Origin of the sequence: Streptomyces murinus (assembly GCF_002154555.1) — a bacterium.
GTDB lineage: Bacteria > Actinomycetota > Actinomycetes > Streptomycetales > Streptomycetaceae > Streptomyces > Streptomyces murinus.
In genome coordinates this window covers 1-17,166 of record NZ_MUNF01000383.1, presented here as the reverse complement: position 1 = coordinate 17,166, position 17,166 = coordinate 1, and the positions used below count along the sequence as shown (strand labels likewise).

Genomic DNA, 17,166 nt, shown 5'->3' with positions numbered 1-17,166 from the left:
CGCGACGAGGGCGCCGAGCAGGAACAGGCCGATGTGGGCCAGGGCCCGTCCGGGCGTCGGCGGGCGCAGCGGCTGGGCGAGCATCGGGCCCGGGGTGCCGGTGCCCCCCTGGGTGCCGCTCATGGCGCCTCCCCGACGGCGATCCCGGCGAACAGGTCGGTCTCCCCGGGGACGGCGGTGCCGCGCACCAACTCGTAGTATTCGGTGGTGAACAGCGGCTGGGCCAGCCCGTTCGAGAGCGCGAACCAGGGCCCGGCGACCTCGACCTGGGTGGCGTGGGCGCGCATCGCGGCGGCCTTCGCGGCGGCGTGGGCGGTGCCGTCGACGGCGGTGGTGACCCGGGCGTCGTCCACCACGCCCGGTACGTCGTCCAGGGCCGCGCTCTTCTCGAAGGGCAGGGACGGCAGCTCGTCCTGGAGGCGGGCGAAGGCGTCCTCGGCGACGGAGCGCGGGGTGCGGATCCAGTAGACCTTGTCGATGGTGTGCCCGCGGCCGGCCGCGAGATCGGCGGCGCGCATGGCGACGCGGTGGGCCTGGATGTGGTCCGGGTGCCCGTAGCCGCCGTTGTCGTCGTAGGTGACGAGGACCTGGGGGCGGGTCTCCAGGATCACCTCGACGAGGTGTTCCGCGGCCTCGTCCACATCGGCCTGCCAGAAGCAGCCGGGGTCCTCGTTGTCGGCGATGCCCATCATCCCGGAGTCGCCGTAGCGGCCGGCGCCGCCGAGCAGCCGGGCGTCGGTGACGCCCAGCTCGCGAAGGGCGGCGGCCAGCTCACCGCGCCGGTACGCGCCGAGCGCGGCGCCGGTCAGATGCCGCAGCCCGGGCGGGATGGACTCGCCCCGCTCCCCCAGGGTGCAGGTGACCAGGGTCACCTGGGCACCCTCGGCGACGTACTTGGCCATGGTGGCGCCGTTGTTGATCGACTCGTCGTCCGGGTGCGCGTGCACCAGCAACAGCCGCCGGGCGGCGCGCGGGCCGGAGGAGGGCAGTTCCGTCATGCCACCACCCTACGCAGGCCCGGGGCGGCCCGCCCGGCCGTCAGAACTTGATGCTGCCGATCATGCTCGCCACGTTCGTGGTGAGCTGGCTGATCGTGGGCGCGATGGTGGAGGAGGCGAGGTAGAAGCCGAGCAGCATGCAGACGACCGCGTGGCCGCCCTTCAGTCCCGACTTCTTCATCAGCAGGAAGACGATGATCGCCAGCAGCACCACCGCCGAAATCGAGAGTGCCACGGCGGCTCACCTCCAAAGATCCCAGGGACACGGCTGTTCGGAAAGATCGGTAGAGCAAGTCCATGCGGACACCGGCAGGTTCATACCCACACAGCGGTAGTGATCATAACTATCCGTGCTCGCGCATCGCTCGGCGCACGGCCGCACAAGGGGGCGCATGGCCAATATGGTCGGGGTATGACGACCGAGTCCGACTCCTTCCCCCGCAGACACGCCAGGACCCAGCGATTCACCCTCGGCGCGCCGCGCGGGTTCACCGTGGCGCCCGACGGCGCACGGGTCGCGTTCCTGCGTTCGAGCTCCGGTTCCGACCGGGCCAACTCCCTCTGGGTGCTGGACCTTCCGGACGGCACCGAGCGCCTCGCCGCAGACCCCGGCGCCCTCCTGGACGGCGCCTCCGAACAGCTCTCGGCCGAGGAACGGGCCCGCCGGGAGCGCAGCAGGGAGGGCGGGGCCGGCATCGTCGGCTACGCCACCGACGCCGCCGTGGAAACAGCGTCTTTCGCCTTGTCAGGGCGGCTTTTCACGGCGAGCCTGACGACCGGCGAGACCCGTGAACTCCCCGTGCCCGGACCGGTGATCGACCCGCGCCCGGCCCCCGACGGCCGGCACATCGCCTACGTCTCCCAGGGCGCCCTGCGCGTGGTGGGCGCCGACGGCGAGGGCGACCGCGCGCTCGCCGAGCCGGAGTCCGAGCAGGTCACCTACGGGCTCGCGGAGTTCATCGCGGCCGAGGAGATGAGCCGTACCCGCGGCTTCTGGTGGGCGCCGGGCGCCGACCGGCTGCTGGTGGCCCGCGCGGACGACACGCCGGTGACCAGGTGGTGGATCTCCGACCCGGCCCATCCCGACCGTGAGCCGAATAACGTCGCGTACCCCGCGGCGGGCACCCCTAACGCGGACGTACGGCTGTTCGTGCTGGGCCTCGACGGGGAGCGCACGGAGGTGCTCTGGGACCGCGACCGCTACCCCTACCTCGCCCGAGTGCACTGGTCAGAGGCGGGTGCGCCGCTGGTCCTCGTACAGTCCCGGGACCAGCGCGGCCTGCTGTATCTGGCGGTGGACCCGGACACCGGGACGACCCGGATGGTGCACGCCGACGAGGACCCGATTTGGCTGGAACTGTTCGCCGGGGCACCGTGCTGGAACCCCTCCGGGCAGCTGGTGCGGATCGCGGACGAGGGCGGTGCCCGCGTCCTCACTGTGGGCGAACGTCCGCTGACCAGCGGCCAGTTGCACATCCGTGCGGTTCTGGACGTGGGTGCGGACGACACGCTCGTCTCCGCCTCCGCGGGAGCCGACGCGGAGGAACCCGAGATCGGCGAGATCCATGTGTACCGGGTGAGCGAACTGGGCGTGGAGCGTGTGTCCCGGGAACCCGGTGTGCACTCGGCGGTGCGCGCCGGTGGTGTGACGGTGCTGGTGTCCGCGACGCCGGACCGGCCGGGCACGCGGGTCCAGGTGCTGACTGACGGGAAACCGACGGCCACTGTCCGGTCGTACGCCGAAGACCCCGGTTTGTCCCCCAGGGTGACGCTCACCGAGGGGGGCGCACGTCGAATTCCGTGCGCCGTGCTTATGCCACGGGACTACCACGGTGACACTCCCCTGCCGGTTTTGCTGGACCCCTACGGTGGTCCGCACGGTCAGCGGGTGGTCGCCGCGCACAACGCCCATCTCACCTCCCAGTGGTTCGCCGACCAGGGCTTCGCCGTGGTGGTCGCCGACGGCCGGGGCACCCCGGGCCGCTCGCCCGCCTGGGAGAAGGAGATCAAGGACGACCTCGCCGAGATCGTCCTCCAGGACCAGGTGGACGCGCTCCGGTCGCTCGCCGAGCGGTTCCCGCTGGACCTCGCCCGGGTGGCGATCCGGGGCTGGTCCTTCGGCGGCTATCTCTCCGCCCTCGCGGTGCTGCGCCGCCCGGACGTCTTCCACGCGGCGGTGGTCGGCGCCCCGGTCACCGATCTGCGGCTCTACGACACCCACTACCAGGAGCGCTACCTGGGCGACCCGAACGAGCAGCCGGACGTCTACCGCCGCAACTCGCTGATCGACGACGCCGGTCTGGTCGACGCGGCCGAGCCGCACCGCCCGATGATGGTCATCCACGGCCTGGCGGACGACAACGTGGTGGTCGCGCACTCACTGCGGCTGTCCTCCGCGCTGCTGGCCGCGGGCCGCCCGCACGAGGTGCTGCCGCTGTCCGGGGTGACCCATATGACCCCGCAGGAGACGGTCGCGGAGAACCTGCTCAACCTCCAGCTGGACTTCCTGCGGCGGGCCCTCGGCTGAGCCGGACGGCAGCCGTCAACCGCGTTAACACACGGGCAACTTGACGGAAGCGGTTCCGATATACGGACGCGCCAGGCTGAAGAACGTACGGCCGTGCGGGTGCCGTGAACGGGCCGGGGTGCACGACGTCACCCCGGCCCGTTGCCGTTCGCCTGCGTGGACTTTGGCGGCACCACCCGCTTCTCCTCCGCGAAGTGGCACGCCGAGTCATGGGCGGCCGGACCCTCCTCGAAGCAGGCCGGCACCGCGAGCCGCGGCACCTCCACCGCGCACCGCTCCCGCGCCTTCCAGCAGCGGGTGCGAAAGCGGCACCCGGAGGGGATGTCCGTAGGGGAGGGCACGTCCCCGCTGAGGATGATCCGCTCGCGGTCCCCCCGCGCGTCGGGGTCCGGTACGGGCACCGCGGACAGCAGTGCCTGCGTGTAGGGGTGCGTCGGATGCTCGTAGATCTCCGCGTCCCGCCCGATCTCCACGATCCGGCCCAGGTACATGACCCCGACCCGGTCCGAGATGTGCCGCACGATCGACAGGTCGTGCGCGATGAACACGTAGGAGAGCTCGAACTCCGTCTGGAGCCGGTCCAGCAGGTTGATCACCTGTGCCTGCACCGACACGTCGAGCGCGGACACCGGCTCGTCGGCGACGATGACCTCCGGGCGCAGCGCGAGCCCCCGCGCGATGCCGATGCGCTGGCGCTGGCCGCCGGAGAACTGGTGCGGATAGCGGTTGACGAAGTCCGGGTCGAGCCCCACCACGTCCAGCAGTTCCCGGACCCGGCGGCGCCGGTCGCCCTTGGGGGCCGCCTCGGGGTGGATCTCGTACGGCTCCCCCACGATGTCCCCCACGGTCATCCGGGGGTTGAGGGAGGTGTAGGGGTCCTGGAAGACCATCTGGATGTTGCGGCGCACCGCCTTCAGGGCGCGCCCGGACAGCCGGGTGATGTCCTCGCCCTTGAACCGGATGGACCCGGCGGTCGGCCGCTCCAGGTTGCACAGCAGCTTGGCGACCGTCGACTTGCCGCAGCCCGACTCGCCGACGATGCCCAGGGTCTCGCCCCGGCCGAGGGTGAAGTCGACGCCGTCGACCGCCCGCACCGCGCCGATCTGCTTCTTGAACAGGACGCCCCGGGTCAGCGGGTAGTGCTTGACGAGCCCGCTGACCTCCAGGACGGGTTCACCGCTCGTCGCCATCCAGGCACTCCCTCCAGAAGTGGCAGGCGCTGCCGCGGTCTTCGGACACCTCGTACAGCCGGGGCACCTCGGTGCGGCAGACGTCCCGGGCCATCGGGCAGCGCGGATGGAAGGAGCAGCCCGGGGGCACGCGCGTCAGGTTCGGCGGCAGGCCCTTGATGGCGTACAGCTCCTGTCCCTTGAGGTCCAGGCGCGGGATGGAGTCGAGCAGGCCCCGGGTGTAGGGGTGGGCGGGCGCCTTGTAGATGTCGTGCACCGGCGCCGACTCCACGATCCGCCCGGCGTACATCACGGCGATCCGGTCGGCCACGTCCGCCACCACCCCGAGGTCATGGGTGATGAGGACGAGCCCCATCCGGTACTCGCGCTGCAACTCGGCGAGCAGGTCCATGACTTGCGCCTGCACGGTGACGTCCAGGGCGGTGGTGGGCTCGTCGGCGATGACCAGGGCCGGTTCCAGGGCCAGCGCCATGGCGATCATGATCCGCTGGCGCATCCCGCCGGAGAACTGGTGGGGGTAGTCGCGCACCCGCTGGGCGGCGCCCGGGATGCGCACCCGGTCCATCAGCTCGACGGCCCTGGCCCGCGCGGTCTTTCGCGACATCCCCCGGTGCACCACGAACAGTTCGCCGAGCTGCTCGCCCACGGAGAGCACCGGGTTGAGGGCCGACAGCGCGTCCTGGAAGATCATCGCCATCCGGGCGCCGCGCAGCTCCCGCCGTTCCTCCTCCTTCATCCGCAGCAGATCGCGGCCCTGGAAGAGGATCTCGCCGCCGGTGATCCGCCCCGGCGGCATGTCGAGGATGCCCATCACGGCCTGCGCGGTGACCGACTTGCCCGACCCGGACTCGCCGAGCACGGCCAGCGTCTCCCCCTCGTCGACGGCGTACGACACCCCGTTCACGGCCCGGGCGATCCCGTCCCGGGTCCTGAACTCCACGTGCAGATCGCGCACTTCGAGCAGCATGGCGCCGTCACCTCAGCTTGGGGTCGAGGGCGTCGCGCACCGCGTCGCCGAGCATGATGAAGGCCAGGACGGTGACGGCGAGGGCGCCGGAGGGCCACAGCAGGGCGTGCGGGGCGTTGCGGATGTAGGGGGAGGCGGCGGAGATGTCGATGCCCCAGGAGACGCTGGGCGGCTTGAGGCCCACTCCCAGGTAGGACAGGGTCGCCTCCAGGGAGATGTAGGTGCCGAGCGCGATGGTCGCCACCACGATCACCGGGGCGACGGCGTTCGGCGCGATGTGCCGCAGCAGGATGCGGGAGTCGGAGGCGCCCAGCGCGCGGGCCGCCTGGACGTAGTCGTGCTGGCGGGCGGTGATGACCGAGCCGCGCGCGATGCGGGAGATCTGCGGCCAGCCGAGCAGCACCATGAAGCCGATCACCGGCCAGACCGTGTTGCTGGTGACCACGGACAGCAGCACGAGGCCGCCGAGGACGACGGGGATGGCGAAGAAGATGTCGGTGGTGCGGGACAGCAGCGCGTCCCACCATCCGCCGAAATAGCCCGCCAGACCGCCCAGGACGGACCCGAGGACCGCGACCCCCAGGGTGGCCAGGACGCCGACCGTGACGGACGTACGGGCCCCGTAGACGGTGCGTGTGTAGACGTTGCAGCCCTGCCCGTCGTACCCGAAGGGCGCGCCGGGCCCCGGGCCGTCCTGGGACTTGGCCAGGTCGCAGCTCAGCGGGCTGCCGGAGGCGATCGCCGAGGGCCACAGGGAGATGAACACCAGGAAGAGGATGACCAGGGCGGACAGCAGGAAGACGGGGTTGCGGCGCAGGTCCCGCCAGGCGTCCGACCACAGCGAGCGGGGCCGGCCCGCGGGTCCGCCGCCCGGCGGTGCGCCGGGGCCCTTCTCCAGGGTGGTGGCCTCGCTCGCGCCGAGGTCCATGGCGCCGCCCATGCCGGTCCCGGCGATGACGCCCTCGGGCTCGTAGGGCTGTTCAGGCATAGCGGATCCTCGGGTCGAGTACGGCGTACAGGAGGTCGACGAGGAGGTTGGCGAACAGGAAGACCAGCACCAGGACGGTCACGAAGCCGACGACCGTCTGGGTGTTCTGGCGCAGGATGCCCTGGTAGAGCTGGTAGCCGACGCCGTGGATGTTGAAGATCCGCTCGGTGACGATCGCGCCGCCCATCAGCGCCCCGATGTCGGTGCCGATGAAGGTGACCACCGGGATCAGCGAGTTGCGCAGCAGATGCCGGGTGACGACGCGGCGCCGGGGCAGGCCCTTGGCGGTCGCGGTGCGCACGTAGTCGGCGCGCTTGTTCTCGGCGATGGTGGTGCGGGTGAGCCGGGTGACGTAGGCGAGGGAGACGGAGGCGAGGACGAGTCCGGGCACGATCAGCTCGCCGAAGGTGGCGGCCGGTGAGACGGACGGTTTGATCCAGCCCCAGGCGACGCCGAGCAGCAGTTGCAGCAGCAGGCCGGTGACAAACGTGGGCACGGAGATGACGACCAGGGTGGCCAGCAGCACACCGGTGTCGACGGGGTGGCCGCGCCGCAGGCCGGTGACGACGCCGAGCGCGATGCCGATGACGATCTCGAAGGCGATGGCCACGATCGTGAGCCGGATGGTGACCGGGAACGCCGCCGCCATCAGCTCGGTGACGGGCTGTCCGTTGAAGGCCGTACCGAAGTTGCCGGTGAAGACGTTCCCCATATAGGTGGCGTACTGGCGCCACAGCGGCTGGTCGAGGCCGAACTCGCGTTTCAGCTGGGCGGCGGTCGCCGGGTCGCAGGCGCGCTCGCCGCACAGCCCGGCGACCGGGTCGCCCATCACGTTCACCATGAGGAAGATCAGCAGGGTGGCCCCGATGAAGACGGGGATCATCTGGAGCAGTCGCCTCGCGACATAGCGGCCCATGCGGCTCAGCCGACCTTGATCTCGTTGTAGACCGGGACGCTGAACGGATTGAGCGTCACATGGGAGAGCCGGGCGGTGTAGCCGGCGCTGCCGTTCTGGTACCAGAGCGGGATGGCCGCCATGTTGTCGCGGACGACCTTCTCGGCCTCCTGGAACAGCCGTACGGAGGCCGCCCGGTCGGTCTCGGCGTTGGCCCGGTCCACGAGCTGGTCGAACTGCTGGTTGGACCACTTGCCGTCGTTGGAGGAGGCGTCCGTGTAGTACAGCGGCTGGAGGAAGTTCTGGATCAGCGGGTAGTCCATCTGCCAGCCGGCCCGGAAGGGTCCGCTCATCCGGTGCTGCCCGATCTGGTTGCGGAAGTCGGCGAAGGTGCCGACCGGGTTGCCGACGCACGCCTTGTCGTTGCCGAGGGCGTTGTTGATGGAGTTGCACACGGCGTCCACCCACTGCTTGTGCGAGCCGGTGTCCGCGTTGTACGTGATCTTCAGCCGGCCGCCGGGGATGCCGCCGCCCTCCCGGACGAGTCTGCGGGCGCCCGCCGGGTCGTAGTCGCAGGCGTGTCCGCACAGCCCGTCCTGGAAGCCGCCGGCCGTGCCGAGCACCGGGGAGGTCCAGTCGGTGGCCGGGGTGCGGGTGCGGCGGAAGATGGTCTCGGTGATCTGCGCCCGGTTGATCGCCATGGACAGCCCGGTGCGGACCTTGCGCGCCCCCGCGGTGTTCCACTTCGGGTCGTAGTAGGGGAAGGCCAGGGTCTGGAGGATGCCGGCCGGGGTGTTGATGTACCGGCCGTCCAGATCGGTGCGGACGTTCTTGAGCTGGGTGGCGGGCACGTCGTCGACGAGGTCCAGGTTGCCGGCCAGTACATCGGTGTACGCGGTGTTGCTGTCCGTGTAGACGAGCAGGGTCACGCCCTCGTTGCGGGCCGGGTCGGGGCCCGGGTACCCGTTCCACTTCTTCAGGGTCATCGCGGAGCCCTTCGTGTACGAGGCGATCCGGTACGGCCCGTTGCCGATCGGCTTGCGCAGCCAGCCGGCGTGGTCGGTGAAGAAGGCGCGCGGCAGGGGTGCGTAGGCGGCGTACCCGAGGGTGTCGGGGAAGCCGGCGAACTTCTGGTTCAGGCGGACGGTGAAGGTCCGCGGCCCGGTGACCCGGAGCCCGGACAGGGTGCCGGCGCGCTGCCGCCCGCTGTCGGGGTGGACCTTGTCGTAGCCGTCGATGTAGCCGAAGAAGTAGGCGTTCTTCTGGTTGTTCCTGAGGCTCGCGCCGTAGTTCCAGGCGTCCACGAAGGACCGGGCGGTGACCGGCTCCCCGTTGCTGAACCGCCAGCCGTCCTTGACGGTGATGTCGAAGGTGCGCGAGTCGGGGGTGCTGATCCGCTCGGCGAGCATGTTCACGGCCCGGCCGGTGCGGGGGTCGTACTTCTTCAGGCCCCGGAAGACCATGTCCAGCACCTTGCCGCCCTGGACCTCGTTGGTGTTGGCCGGCTCCAGCGGGTTCTGCGGATCGCCCCAGGACGAGGTGAGCACTCCGGCCCCGCCGAAGCCTCCGCCACCACTGCATCCAGCCATCATCAGCGCGGCTGCGATAGCACAGGCGGCCCGTCGGACGCGCTTGGGTCCCCGCATGGGCGCCTCCTCATGGTGATCACCGGATTTATTACCCGGTCCATATCGGCTCATACGACACAAACCGCATGCGCATTACCGGATTGAGGGATCTTTAGAGGGACACGTCGGCCGAATGCAGGCACCCCGCCCCGGACGCCCGTTGATCTTGTGCGGCGCACGCAACGGATCTCCGCGTAACGTTGCCGAAACGTTGGATTCGGATCAGCCGATGTACGTATTTCGACACTCGACCGTCCGCATAACGAACTTCTTGCCCGATTAGTCCAATTGGTCCGATGTGAAGCACGGATTGATTACAGCGCGCTACCCGCGTAGCTACAGTTTCCCCAAGTAGAGGCAAAGAAGGTAAAGACAAGCCCAAGTCGGCCGAGAATTTATTGACCTTGAATGAATTGCGTTGAAAAAGTCCGGCGTAGCCCGTAGGGGAGTGCCCTGCGGAGTCATCAGACCCTCCCTTGGGCCAGGAGCACCATGACCTCCCCAACTCCATCCGCGGCCACCCCGCTTGAGGTGACCGACGAGACCGTCGCGAAGTCGACCACTTCGACCGGTCCGAAGGGCAGTGAGAGCCGTTCCCCGGGCCGGCTCGCCTGGAAGCGCTTCAAGCGCGACAAGACAGGCGTCATATCCGCCTATGTCGTGATCTTCTTCTTCGTGATCGCGATAGCGGCGCCGTTGATCGCCAAGCTCTACGGCAAGAACCCGTACACGACGTACGCCAGCCAGGACCCGAGCCTGCTGGACGCGTTCTCGTACCCGTCCGGTCCGAACGGCGGCATGAGCTCGCAGTTCTGGTTCGGCATCGAGCCGCAGCTCGGCCGTGACGTCTTCACGTTCCTGCTGTACGGCATCCGGACATCGCTGGGCATCGCCCTGGCCGCCACGATCCTCACCGTGGTCGTCGGCGTCGTGGTCGGCATCACCGCCGGCTACCTGGGCGGCAAGACCGACTACATCGTCAGCCGGGTCATCGACATCCTGCTGTCGTTCCCGTCCACCCTGTTCTTCATCGCGTTCATGCCGGTCGTCTACGGCATCTTCGTCGCCCCCGACGACAACATCCCGACGTGGCTGCGCGCGCTCGCCCTGATCACGGTGCTGACCGCGTTCGGCTGGGCCACCATCGCGCGTCTGCTGCGCGGTCAGGTCCTCGGCCTGCGTGAGCGCGAGTTCGTGGAGGCGGCGAAGGTCACGGGCGCGTCTCCGATGCGCATCGTGTTCAAGGAGCTGCTGCCCAACCTGTGGACACCGATCATCATCCAGGGCACGCTGCTGCTCCCGACGCTCGTGACCGCGGAGGCAGGCCTGTCCTTCCTCGGCGTCGGCATCATCGACCCGACCCCGGACTGGGGCGTGATGATCGCTCGAGGGTCCACGTTCTACTCGCAGGACCTCACGTTCATGCTCTTCCCGGGCGTCTCGATGGTTCTCTTCGTGGTCGCCTTCAACCTGCTCGGTGACTCCGTGCGCGACGCGCTCGACCCCAAGTCCAAGCGGTAGCACTTCCTTCCACCCGGTCCGGCTCGATGACGTCCGGCTGGTCACGACCGCCCGAATCGACCCCTATAGGCAGGCTCAGCATGTCTTTTTCACGTAGAAACTTCCTGATCGCCACCGGTGTGGCCGCGGCCTCCACGACTGTGCTGAGCGCGTGCAGCAGCAGCGACAAGGGCTCGACCGACAAGAACATCCCGTCGGTGAGCAAGGCCAAGACCATGAACATCCCGGTCGGCACCAAGGCCGACTCGGTGGGTCCGGCCCCCGAGGTTCCGGGCGCGGTCAAGGGCGGGACGATCTACTCGCTCGACCAGTTCGACATGGACCACCTGGACCCGGCGCAGATCTACGTCTCGACCGAGATCGGCATCACCCGCCCGATCCTGCGCGGTCTGACCGGCTACAAGCTCGACAACAAGGGCGGCGCCACGCTCGTCGGTGACGTCGCCACGGACGCCGGCACCATGAAGGACGGCGGCAAGACCTGGTCGTTCACCATCAAGGACGGCATCAAGTGGGAGGACGGCTCCGCCCTCTCCATGGACGACGTCCGCCACACCTTCGAGCGCCTCTTCGCGTCCTTCGTGACCGAGGGTCCGCGCTACGTGCAGCAGTGGATGGTCGGCGGCGACAAGTACAAGGGCCCCTACGACGGCAAGAAGCTCGACTCGCTGGAGATCTCAGGCAACACGGTCACCTTCCACCTGACCGAGGCCCGCACCGACTTCAACTTCACGCTGGCCGAGGCGGGTTACGGCCTCGTCAACAAGAAGCACGACACCAAGGAAAAGTACGACAAGCAGCCGTTCGCGCTCGGCCCGTACCGGATCGGCAACCGTGACATCGGCAAGTCGCTGACCTACGTGCGCAACGAGCACTGGGACCCGAAGACGGACGCGATCCGCAACGCGTACCCGGACAAGTACGTCTTCCAGTTCGGCTTCGAGCTCGTCGCCTCCACCGACCGCTACATCGCGGACAAGGGCAACGACCAGTACGCGATGTCGATCTTCAACGAGGTCGCGCCCGAGCGCATCGCGCAGGTCCTGACCAACGCCACGCTGAAGAAGCGCGTGCTGACCCAGGTCGACACGGTCACCTACTACTGGCCGATCAACATGACCCGGATCAAGGACCTCAAGGTCCGCCAGGCCATCAACTACGCGTGGCCGCACCAGCAGCTGCAGACGATCCGCGGTGGCGCGTCCACCAGCGAGCTCGCCACCACGATCCTCAGCCCGGTCACCCCCGGCTACGAGAAGTTCGACCTCTACGGCACGGACAAGAAGCCCGGTGGCGACCCGGACAAGGCGAAGGCCCTGCTGAAGGAGGCCGGCAAGGTCGGCCAGAAGCTGGTCATCGCCTACCAGTCCTCGGACGCCTCGGTGAAGAGCGCCGTCGCCATCAAGAACGCGCTGGAGGCGGCCGGCTTCCAGGTCGTCAACAAGCAGGTCGACAAGTCGACCTTCTACACCCAGATCGGCAAGATCGACAACACGTTCGACCTGTTCGCCGCCGGCTGGAGCCCGGACTGGCCGGGCGGTTACTCCGTGTTCTACCCCTGCTGGGACGGCAAGAACATCGGCGACGGCCGCAGCAACTACGCTCAGCTCAACGACCCGAGCGTCAACAAGGCGATCGACGCCGCTTCGAAGATCGTCGACGTCGACGAGGCCAACAAGGCCTGGGGCGCCATCGACCGTCAGATCATGGAGCTGGCCGCGGTCGTCCCGGACTACCACTCCATCCGCAACTGGATGTACGGATCCAAGGTCGGCAACGTCGTGTTCGACGCGGGCAACACCTGCGTCGCGCTGACCAAGCTCTACGCGAAGAAGTAACCGTGTAACACCCACCGGGGGGCGGCCACGATCTGGCCGCCCCCTTACGGCCCACCCCCCTATCCCGGCGACGGCGCCCCGTCCGGAAAGTCACGCCCCATGCTCCGCTTCCTTGTTCGCCGAATCCTCGGCGCGCTGGTCATCCTGCTGGTCATCAGCGCCGTCACCTTCTGGCTCTTCTACGCCATTCCGCGTGACCCCGCCATGATGTCGTGCGGCAAGAACTGCACGCCCGACATGCTCAAGCAGGTCCGGCACAACCTGGGCATCGACCATCCGGTCCCGGTCCAGTACTGGTACTGGCTGAAGGGCATCTTCGTCGGCCGCAGCTACGGCGACTTCGGCAACTGCCCGGCGCCCTGCCTCGGCTACTCGTTCGCCAACCGCCAGCCCGTCCTCGGCACCATCCTGGACCGGCTGCCGCTGACGCTGTCGCTCGCCTTCGGTTCCGCCGTCGTCTTCATCATCTTCGGTGTCGGCGCGGGCATGATCGCCGCCGTCAAGCAGGGCAAGTGGCAGGACAAGGTCGCCAGCTCCGGCTCGCTGATCGCCTCCTCGCTGCAGATCTACTTCGTCGGTTACCTCGCGATGTACCTCCTCGTCGCGAAGCTCGGCATCCTCGACAACCCGTCGTACACCCCGATCACCGACAACCCCGCCGAGTGGGCCTCCGGCCTGCTGCTGCCGTGGCTGGTGCTGGCGCTGATCTGGACCGCCAACTACACGCGTATGTCGCGCTCCCAGCTGGTCGAGACCCTGACCGAGGACTACGTGCGCACGGCGCGTGCCAAGGGCCTGTCCCGCCGCAAGGTCTTCTTCCGCTTCGCCTGGCGCGGCGCGATGGGTCCGATCGTCACCATCTTCGGCATCGACCTCGCCACCCTCATCGGCGGCGCGATCATCACGGAGTCCGTCTTCAGCCTCCAGGGTGTGGGCCGGCTCGCGCTGGACGCCGTCAACAAGAGCGACCTGCCCATGGTCCTGGGTGTGACCCTGCTGTCGGCCGGCGCGATCGTGATCTTCAACATCATCGTGGACGCCGTCTACGCCCTCATCGACCCGCGGATCCGGCTCGCCTGACCTCCGCCCCATTCCCGACCCCTCGCATCACCCCCAGGAGCGTCCCCGTGACGAGCACCGATCAGCAGCCGTTCCTCTCGATCAAGGACCTAAAGGTCCACTTCTCGACCGAGGACGGCGTCGTCAAGGCCGTCGACGGTCTCAGCTTCGACCTGGCCAAGGGTCAGACGCTCGGCATCGTGGGCGAGTCGGGCTCCGGCAAGTCGGTCACCAACCTGACCATCCTCGGCCTGCACGACCCGGCCCGTACGTCGATCGAGGGCGAGATCCTCCTCGACGGCCAGGACCTGCTCACCGCCTCCGAGCGTGAGATGGAGCGGCTGCGCGGCAACAAGATGTCCATGATCTTCCAGGACGCGCTGGCCTCGCTGTCGCCGTACCACACGGTCGGCATCCAGATCGCCGAGACCTACCGCAAGCACACGGGCTGCAGCAAGTCCGAGGCCCGCAAGCGCGCCATCGAGATGCTGCGCCGGGTCGGGATCCCGCAGCCGGACATGCGGGTGGACGACTACCCGCACCAGTTCTCCGGCGGTATGCGCCAGCGCGCGATGATCGCCATGGCGCTGGTCTGCGACCCCGAGCTGCTGATCGCCGACGAGCCGACCACGGCCCTCGACGTGACCGTGCAGGCCCAGATCATGGACCTGCTCAAGGACCTCCAGCAGGAGTTCGGCACCGCGATCATCTTCATCACCCACGACCTGGGGGTGATCGCCGACATCGCCGACGACGTGCTGGTGATGTACGGCGGCCGGTGCGTGGAGCGCGGCACCAAGAAGGAGGTCCTGCGGGACCCGCAGCACCCCTACACGCTGGGCCTGATGAACTCGATGCCGAGCCTGACCGGCCCGGTCGACGTGCCGCTGACGCCGATCCCGGGTGCGCCGCCGTCGCTGCTCAACCCGCCGTCCGGCTGCCGCTTCCACCCGCGCTGCGCCTTCACCGAGAAGGTCTCGGGCGGCAAGTGCTCAAGCGAGCGCCCTCTGCTGGAGATCGTGGAGGGCCGGGGTTCGGCCTGCCACCTCACCGCCGAGCAGAAGCAGGAACTCTTCGCCGACTTCGCCGCGACCCGGCAACACTGACGGACGCAGACGGGACTTCACGATCATGAGCAACACGAACCCCCTCCTGGACGTCTCCGGGCTGACGAAGCACTTCCCCATCAAGGGCGGCTTCCCGATCCGGCGGACCGTCGGTGCGGTGCAGGCCGTGGACGGGCTGGACTTCCAGGTCTCCGCGGGCGAGAGCCTGGGCCTCGTCGGCGAGTCGGGCTGCGGCAAGTCGACCACGGGCCGGCTGATCACCCGGCTCATGGAGCCGACCGCGGGCACGATCAAGTACCAGGGCCAGGACATCACGCACGCGGGCCGCAAGCAGCTGGCGCCGATCCGGTCCGAGATCCAGATGATCTTCCAGGACCCGTACGCCTCGCTGAACCCGCGGCAGACGGTCGGCAAGATCATCGCGGGTCCGATGGAGATCAACGGCCTCAACCCGGCGGGCGGGCGCGAGAAGCGCGTGCGCGAGCTGCTGGAGATCGTCGGGCTCAACCCCGAGCACTACAACCGCTTCCCGCACGAGTTCTCCGGCGGCCAGCGCCAGCGCATCGGTGTCGCCCGCGCGCTGGCCCTGGAGCCGAAGCTGATCGTGGCGGACGAGCCGGTCTCGGCGCTGGACGTCTCGATCCAGGCGCAGGTCGTCAACCTGCTCCAGAAGGTCCAGCAGGAGCTGGGCATCGCGTTCGTCTTCATCGCCCACGACCTCGCGATCGTGCGGCACTTCTCGCAGCGCGTCGCGGTGATGTACCTCGGCAAGATCATGGAGATCGCCGACCGCGAGGACCTGTACGACAACCCGCGTCACCCCTACACCCGGGCGCTGCTGTCCGCGGTGCCGGAGGCGACGGTGGACGAGGAGCCGCGCGAGCGCATCCGCCTGGTCGGCGACGTGCCCTCGCCCATCAACCCGCCGTCCGGCTGCCGCTTCCGCACCCGCTGCTGGAAGGCGACGGAGAAGTGCGCGTCGGAGGCCCCGCCGCTGGTCCAGGTCGAGGGCAACAAGCCCGGTCACCTCACGGCCTGCCACTACCCCGAGATGCCGGAGACCATCCCGGCTCCGCGTCTCTCCAAGGACCCCGAGGCAGCGGCCTGACACACCCCTTTTCCGTCGGCCGCTCCCTTGCCGGAACGGACTTCACCGGCCCATTGACCCGAGCCACCTGAACGTCCGCTCCACGGGAAATGAAGGCCCGCGTCTCCCCAGACGCGGGCCTTCGCCGTACCCGGGGCCGCCCGGGCTCAGCCGGCGACGACCTCCGCCTCGAAGCCGTCCGCGTCCTCCAGATAGACGGCGTAGTGCCCGGGACCACCGGCGTAGGGATACCGCTCGGGAAACAGCGGCCGCCAGCCGTGCGCGGCCGCCTCCTCGGCGAGGGCGTCGACGGCCTCCCTCCCCCGGGCCCGGAAGGCCAGATGGTTGAGCCCCGGCCGCATCCGGTCGTGCCCGGCACCGGTCCGCAGCGCGGGCGACCGCTCGACCACGACATAGGTCTCCCCCAGCCGCCAGCTCCGCCCCGCGGCCCACTCCTGGTACGGCTCCCACCCGAGGGAGCCCAGCAGCCACCCCCAGGAGGCGACCGCCCGGTCCAGGTCCGGCACCCACAGCTCGATGTGATGCAGCACGCCCCAACTCCCCTTCCCCGCACGGCACATCGGCACCGATCACCGACGTGTGCCGTTCAGAAACGTATGGCACACTGCCGCGGTGGTGGATCACTCGTTCGCTGATCTCTCGCTCGCCGCGCTGTACGACAGCCTCAACCCCTGGGGCTCGTGCGGCGGGCGGCCGATGTGCTCGATGTCGGGTGCGGGACCGGGCAGCTGCTGCGCAGGGCCCGGGCCGAGGGGCATCGAGGGCGGCTGATGGGGCTGGATCCGGCCGCCGCCATGCTCGTACAGGCCCGCGCGGCCCGGCCGGACGTCGAGTGGGTGCTCGGAGACACCCGGGTGCGCCGCTGGGAGGCGGGGTTCGACCTCGTCGTGATGACCGGGCACGCCTTCCAGGCGCTGGTCGGGGACGAGGAGATCCGGTGCTGCCTGCGGGCCGTACGGGAGGCCCTGCGCCCCGGCGGGCGGTTCGTGTTCGAGGTCGGGAACCCCGCCGCACGCGCATGGGAGCGCTGGACGCCCGAGCGGACGCATGAGACCGTGGCCGCCGACGGAACGCCGGTACGGGTCACCCATGAGGTGCTGGACGGCGGCCCCCGCGACGGCCGGGTACGGTTCACGGAGGCCTACGACAGCGACCGCTGGCCCGCCCCCCGCGTCAGCCGGGGCGTCCTGCGCTTCCTGGACCCCGGCTCCCTCGCCGGCTTCCTCGCGGCGGCGGGGTTCGCCGTCGTGGAGCAGTACGGCGACTGGGACGGCCGGCCGCCGGCGGCCGCCGCCCCCGAGATCATCACCGTGGCGACGCCCGCCCCCTGAGCACGAGGATCAGGCGGCGGGCCCGCCTACGGCTGCTAGGGCCTGTCTG

At 69.3% G+C, this 17,166-nt stretch carries 15 protein-coding genes; 7 read left to right on the top strand and 8 right to left on the bottom strand.

What is annotated here, in order from left to right; translation table 11 throughout:
• Positions 1-119: 119 nt before the first annotated feature.
• Positions 120-998, bottom strand: a complete 879-nt coding sequence (mshB, locus tag CCN72_RS23040) for an N-acetyl-1-D-myo-inositol-2-amino-2-deoxy-alpha-D-glucopyranoside deacetylase (protein ID WP_086809203.1) — start codon at positions 996-998, stop codon at positions 120-122.
• A 40-nt stretch (positions 999-1,038) separates the two neighbouring features.
• Complete coding sequence (locus CCN72_RS23035) at positions 1,039-1,233, bottom strand: hypothetical protein (RefSeq protein WP_037659963.1); 195 nt, start codon at positions 1,231-1,233, stop codon at positions 1,039-1,041.
• Between the two features lie 177 nt (positions 1,234-1,410).
• On the opposite strand from CCN72_RS23035, the gene CCN72_RS23030 reads away from it, so the two are divergent.
• The gene (locus tag CCN72_RS23030; protein ID WP_086809201.1) at positions 1,411-3,525 is read left to right on the top strand and encodes a S9 family peptidase; all 2,115 of its coding nucleotides are present in this window, start codon (positions 1,411-1,413) and stop codon (positions 3,523-3,525) included.
• Positions 3,526-3,653: 128 nt separating this feature from the next.
• On the opposite strand, the gene CCN72_RS23025 is transcribed toward CCN72_RS23030, so the two are convergent.
• From CCN72_RS23025 to CCN72_RS23005, 5 genes are read right to left on the bottom strand one after another with little or no spacing between them, the layout of a single operon-like run.
• Positions 3,654-4,715: an ABC transporter ATP-binding protein gene (locus CCN72_RS23025; RefSeq protein ID WP_086809199.1), complete on the bottom strand. Its 1,062-nt coding sequence runs from the start codon at positions 4,713-4,715 to the stop codon at positions 3,654-3,656.
• Positions 4,699-5,682, bottom strand: coding sequence for an ABC transporter ATP-binding protein (locus tag CCN72_RS23020; RefSeq protein ID WP_086809197.1), 984 nt, complete (start codon positions 5,680-5,682; stop codon positions 4,699-4,701). The genes CCN72_RS23025 and CCN72_RS23020 overlap by 17 nt, the downstream gene beginning before the upstream one ends.
• Positions 5,683-5,689: 7 nt before the next feature.
• Complete coding sequence (locus tag CCN72_RS23015; protein ID WP_085566386.1) at positions 5,690-6,670, bottom strand: ABC transporter permease; 981 nt, start codon at positions 6,668-6,670, stop codon at positions 5,690-5,692.
• Positions 6,663-7,586, bottom strand: a complete 924-nt coding sequence (locus tag CCN72_RS23010; protein WP_086809193.1) for an ABC transporter permease — start codon at positions 7,584-7,586, stop codon at positions 6,663-6,665. Before CCN72_RS23010 ends, CCN72_RS23015 begins: the two co-directional genes overlap by 8 nt.
• Before the next feature lie 5 nt (positions 7,587-7,591).
• Positions 7,592-9,211 (bottom strand): peptide ABC transporter substrate-binding protein, encoded by a 1,620-nt coding sequence (locus CCN72_RS23005; RefSeq protein WP_086809174.1) that lies wholly within the window; start codon positions 9,209-9,211, stop codon positions 7,592-7,594.
• Between the two features lie 474 nt (positions 9,212-9,685).
• Between CCN72_RS23005 and CCN72_RS23000 the strand changes: the two genes are divergently transcribed.
• The 5 genes from CCN72_RS23000 (at position 9,686) to CCN72_RS22980 (ending at position 15,786) form a co-directional block, all read left to right on the top strand.
• Positions 9,686-10,714, top strand: coding sequence for an ABC transporter permease (locus tag CCN72_RS23000; RefSeq protein WP_172427622.1), 1,029 nt, complete (start codon positions 9,686-9,688; stop codon positions 10,712-10,714).
• Positions 10,715-10,794: 80 nt separating this feature from the next.
• Complete coding sequence (locus CCN72_RS22995; RefSeq protein ID WP_086809172.1) at positions 10,795-12,552, top strand: ABC transporter substrate-binding protein; 1,758 nt, start codon at positions 10,795-10,797, stop codon at positions 12,550-12,552.
• 99 nt (positions 12,553-12,651) lie between these two features.
• Positions 12,652-13,632 (top strand): ABC transporter permease, encoded by a 981-nt coding sequence (locus CCN72_RS22990; RefSeq protein WP_085566382.1) that lies wholly within the window; start codon positions 12,652-12,654, stop codon positions 13,630-13,632.
• 47 nt (positions 13,633-13,679) lie between these two features.
• Positions 13,680-14,717 carry an ABC transporter ATP-binding protein gene (locus CCN72_RS22985; RefSeq protein ID WP_086809170.1) on the top strand — a complete coding sequence of 346 codons (1,038 nt, stop codon included), beginning with the start codon at positions 13,680-13,682 and terminating at the stop codon, positions 14,715-14,717.
• 25 nt (positions 14,718-14,742) lie between these two features.
• Positions 14,743-15,786 (top strand): ABC transporter ATP-binding protein, encoded by a 1,044-nt coding sequence (locus tag CCN72_RS22980; protein WP_086809168.1) that lies wholly within the window; start codon positions 14,743-14,745, stop codon positions 15,784-15,786.
• A 146-nt stretch (positions 15,787-15,932) separates the two neighbouring features.
• Here CCN72_RS22980 and CCN72_RS22975 read toward each other — a convergent pair whose 3' ends face one another.
• Complete coding sequence (locus tag CCN72_RS22975; protein ID WP_086809166.1) at positions 15,933-16,316, bottom strand: VOC family protein; 384 nt, start codon at positions 16,314-16,316, stop codon at positions 15,933-15,935.
• Positions 16,317-16,466: 150 nt separating this feature from the next.
• Here CCN72_RS22975 and CCN72_RS22970 point away from each other — a divergent pair, with 150 nt between their 5' ends.
• A complete protein-coding gene (locus tag CCN72_RS22970) occupies positions 16,467-17,117 on the top strand; it encodes a class I SAM-dependent methyltransferase (RefSeq protein ID WP_341868890.1) in 651 nt (216 codons plus the stop codon).
• The last annotated feature ends 49 nt before the right edge of the window (positions 17,118-17,166 follow it).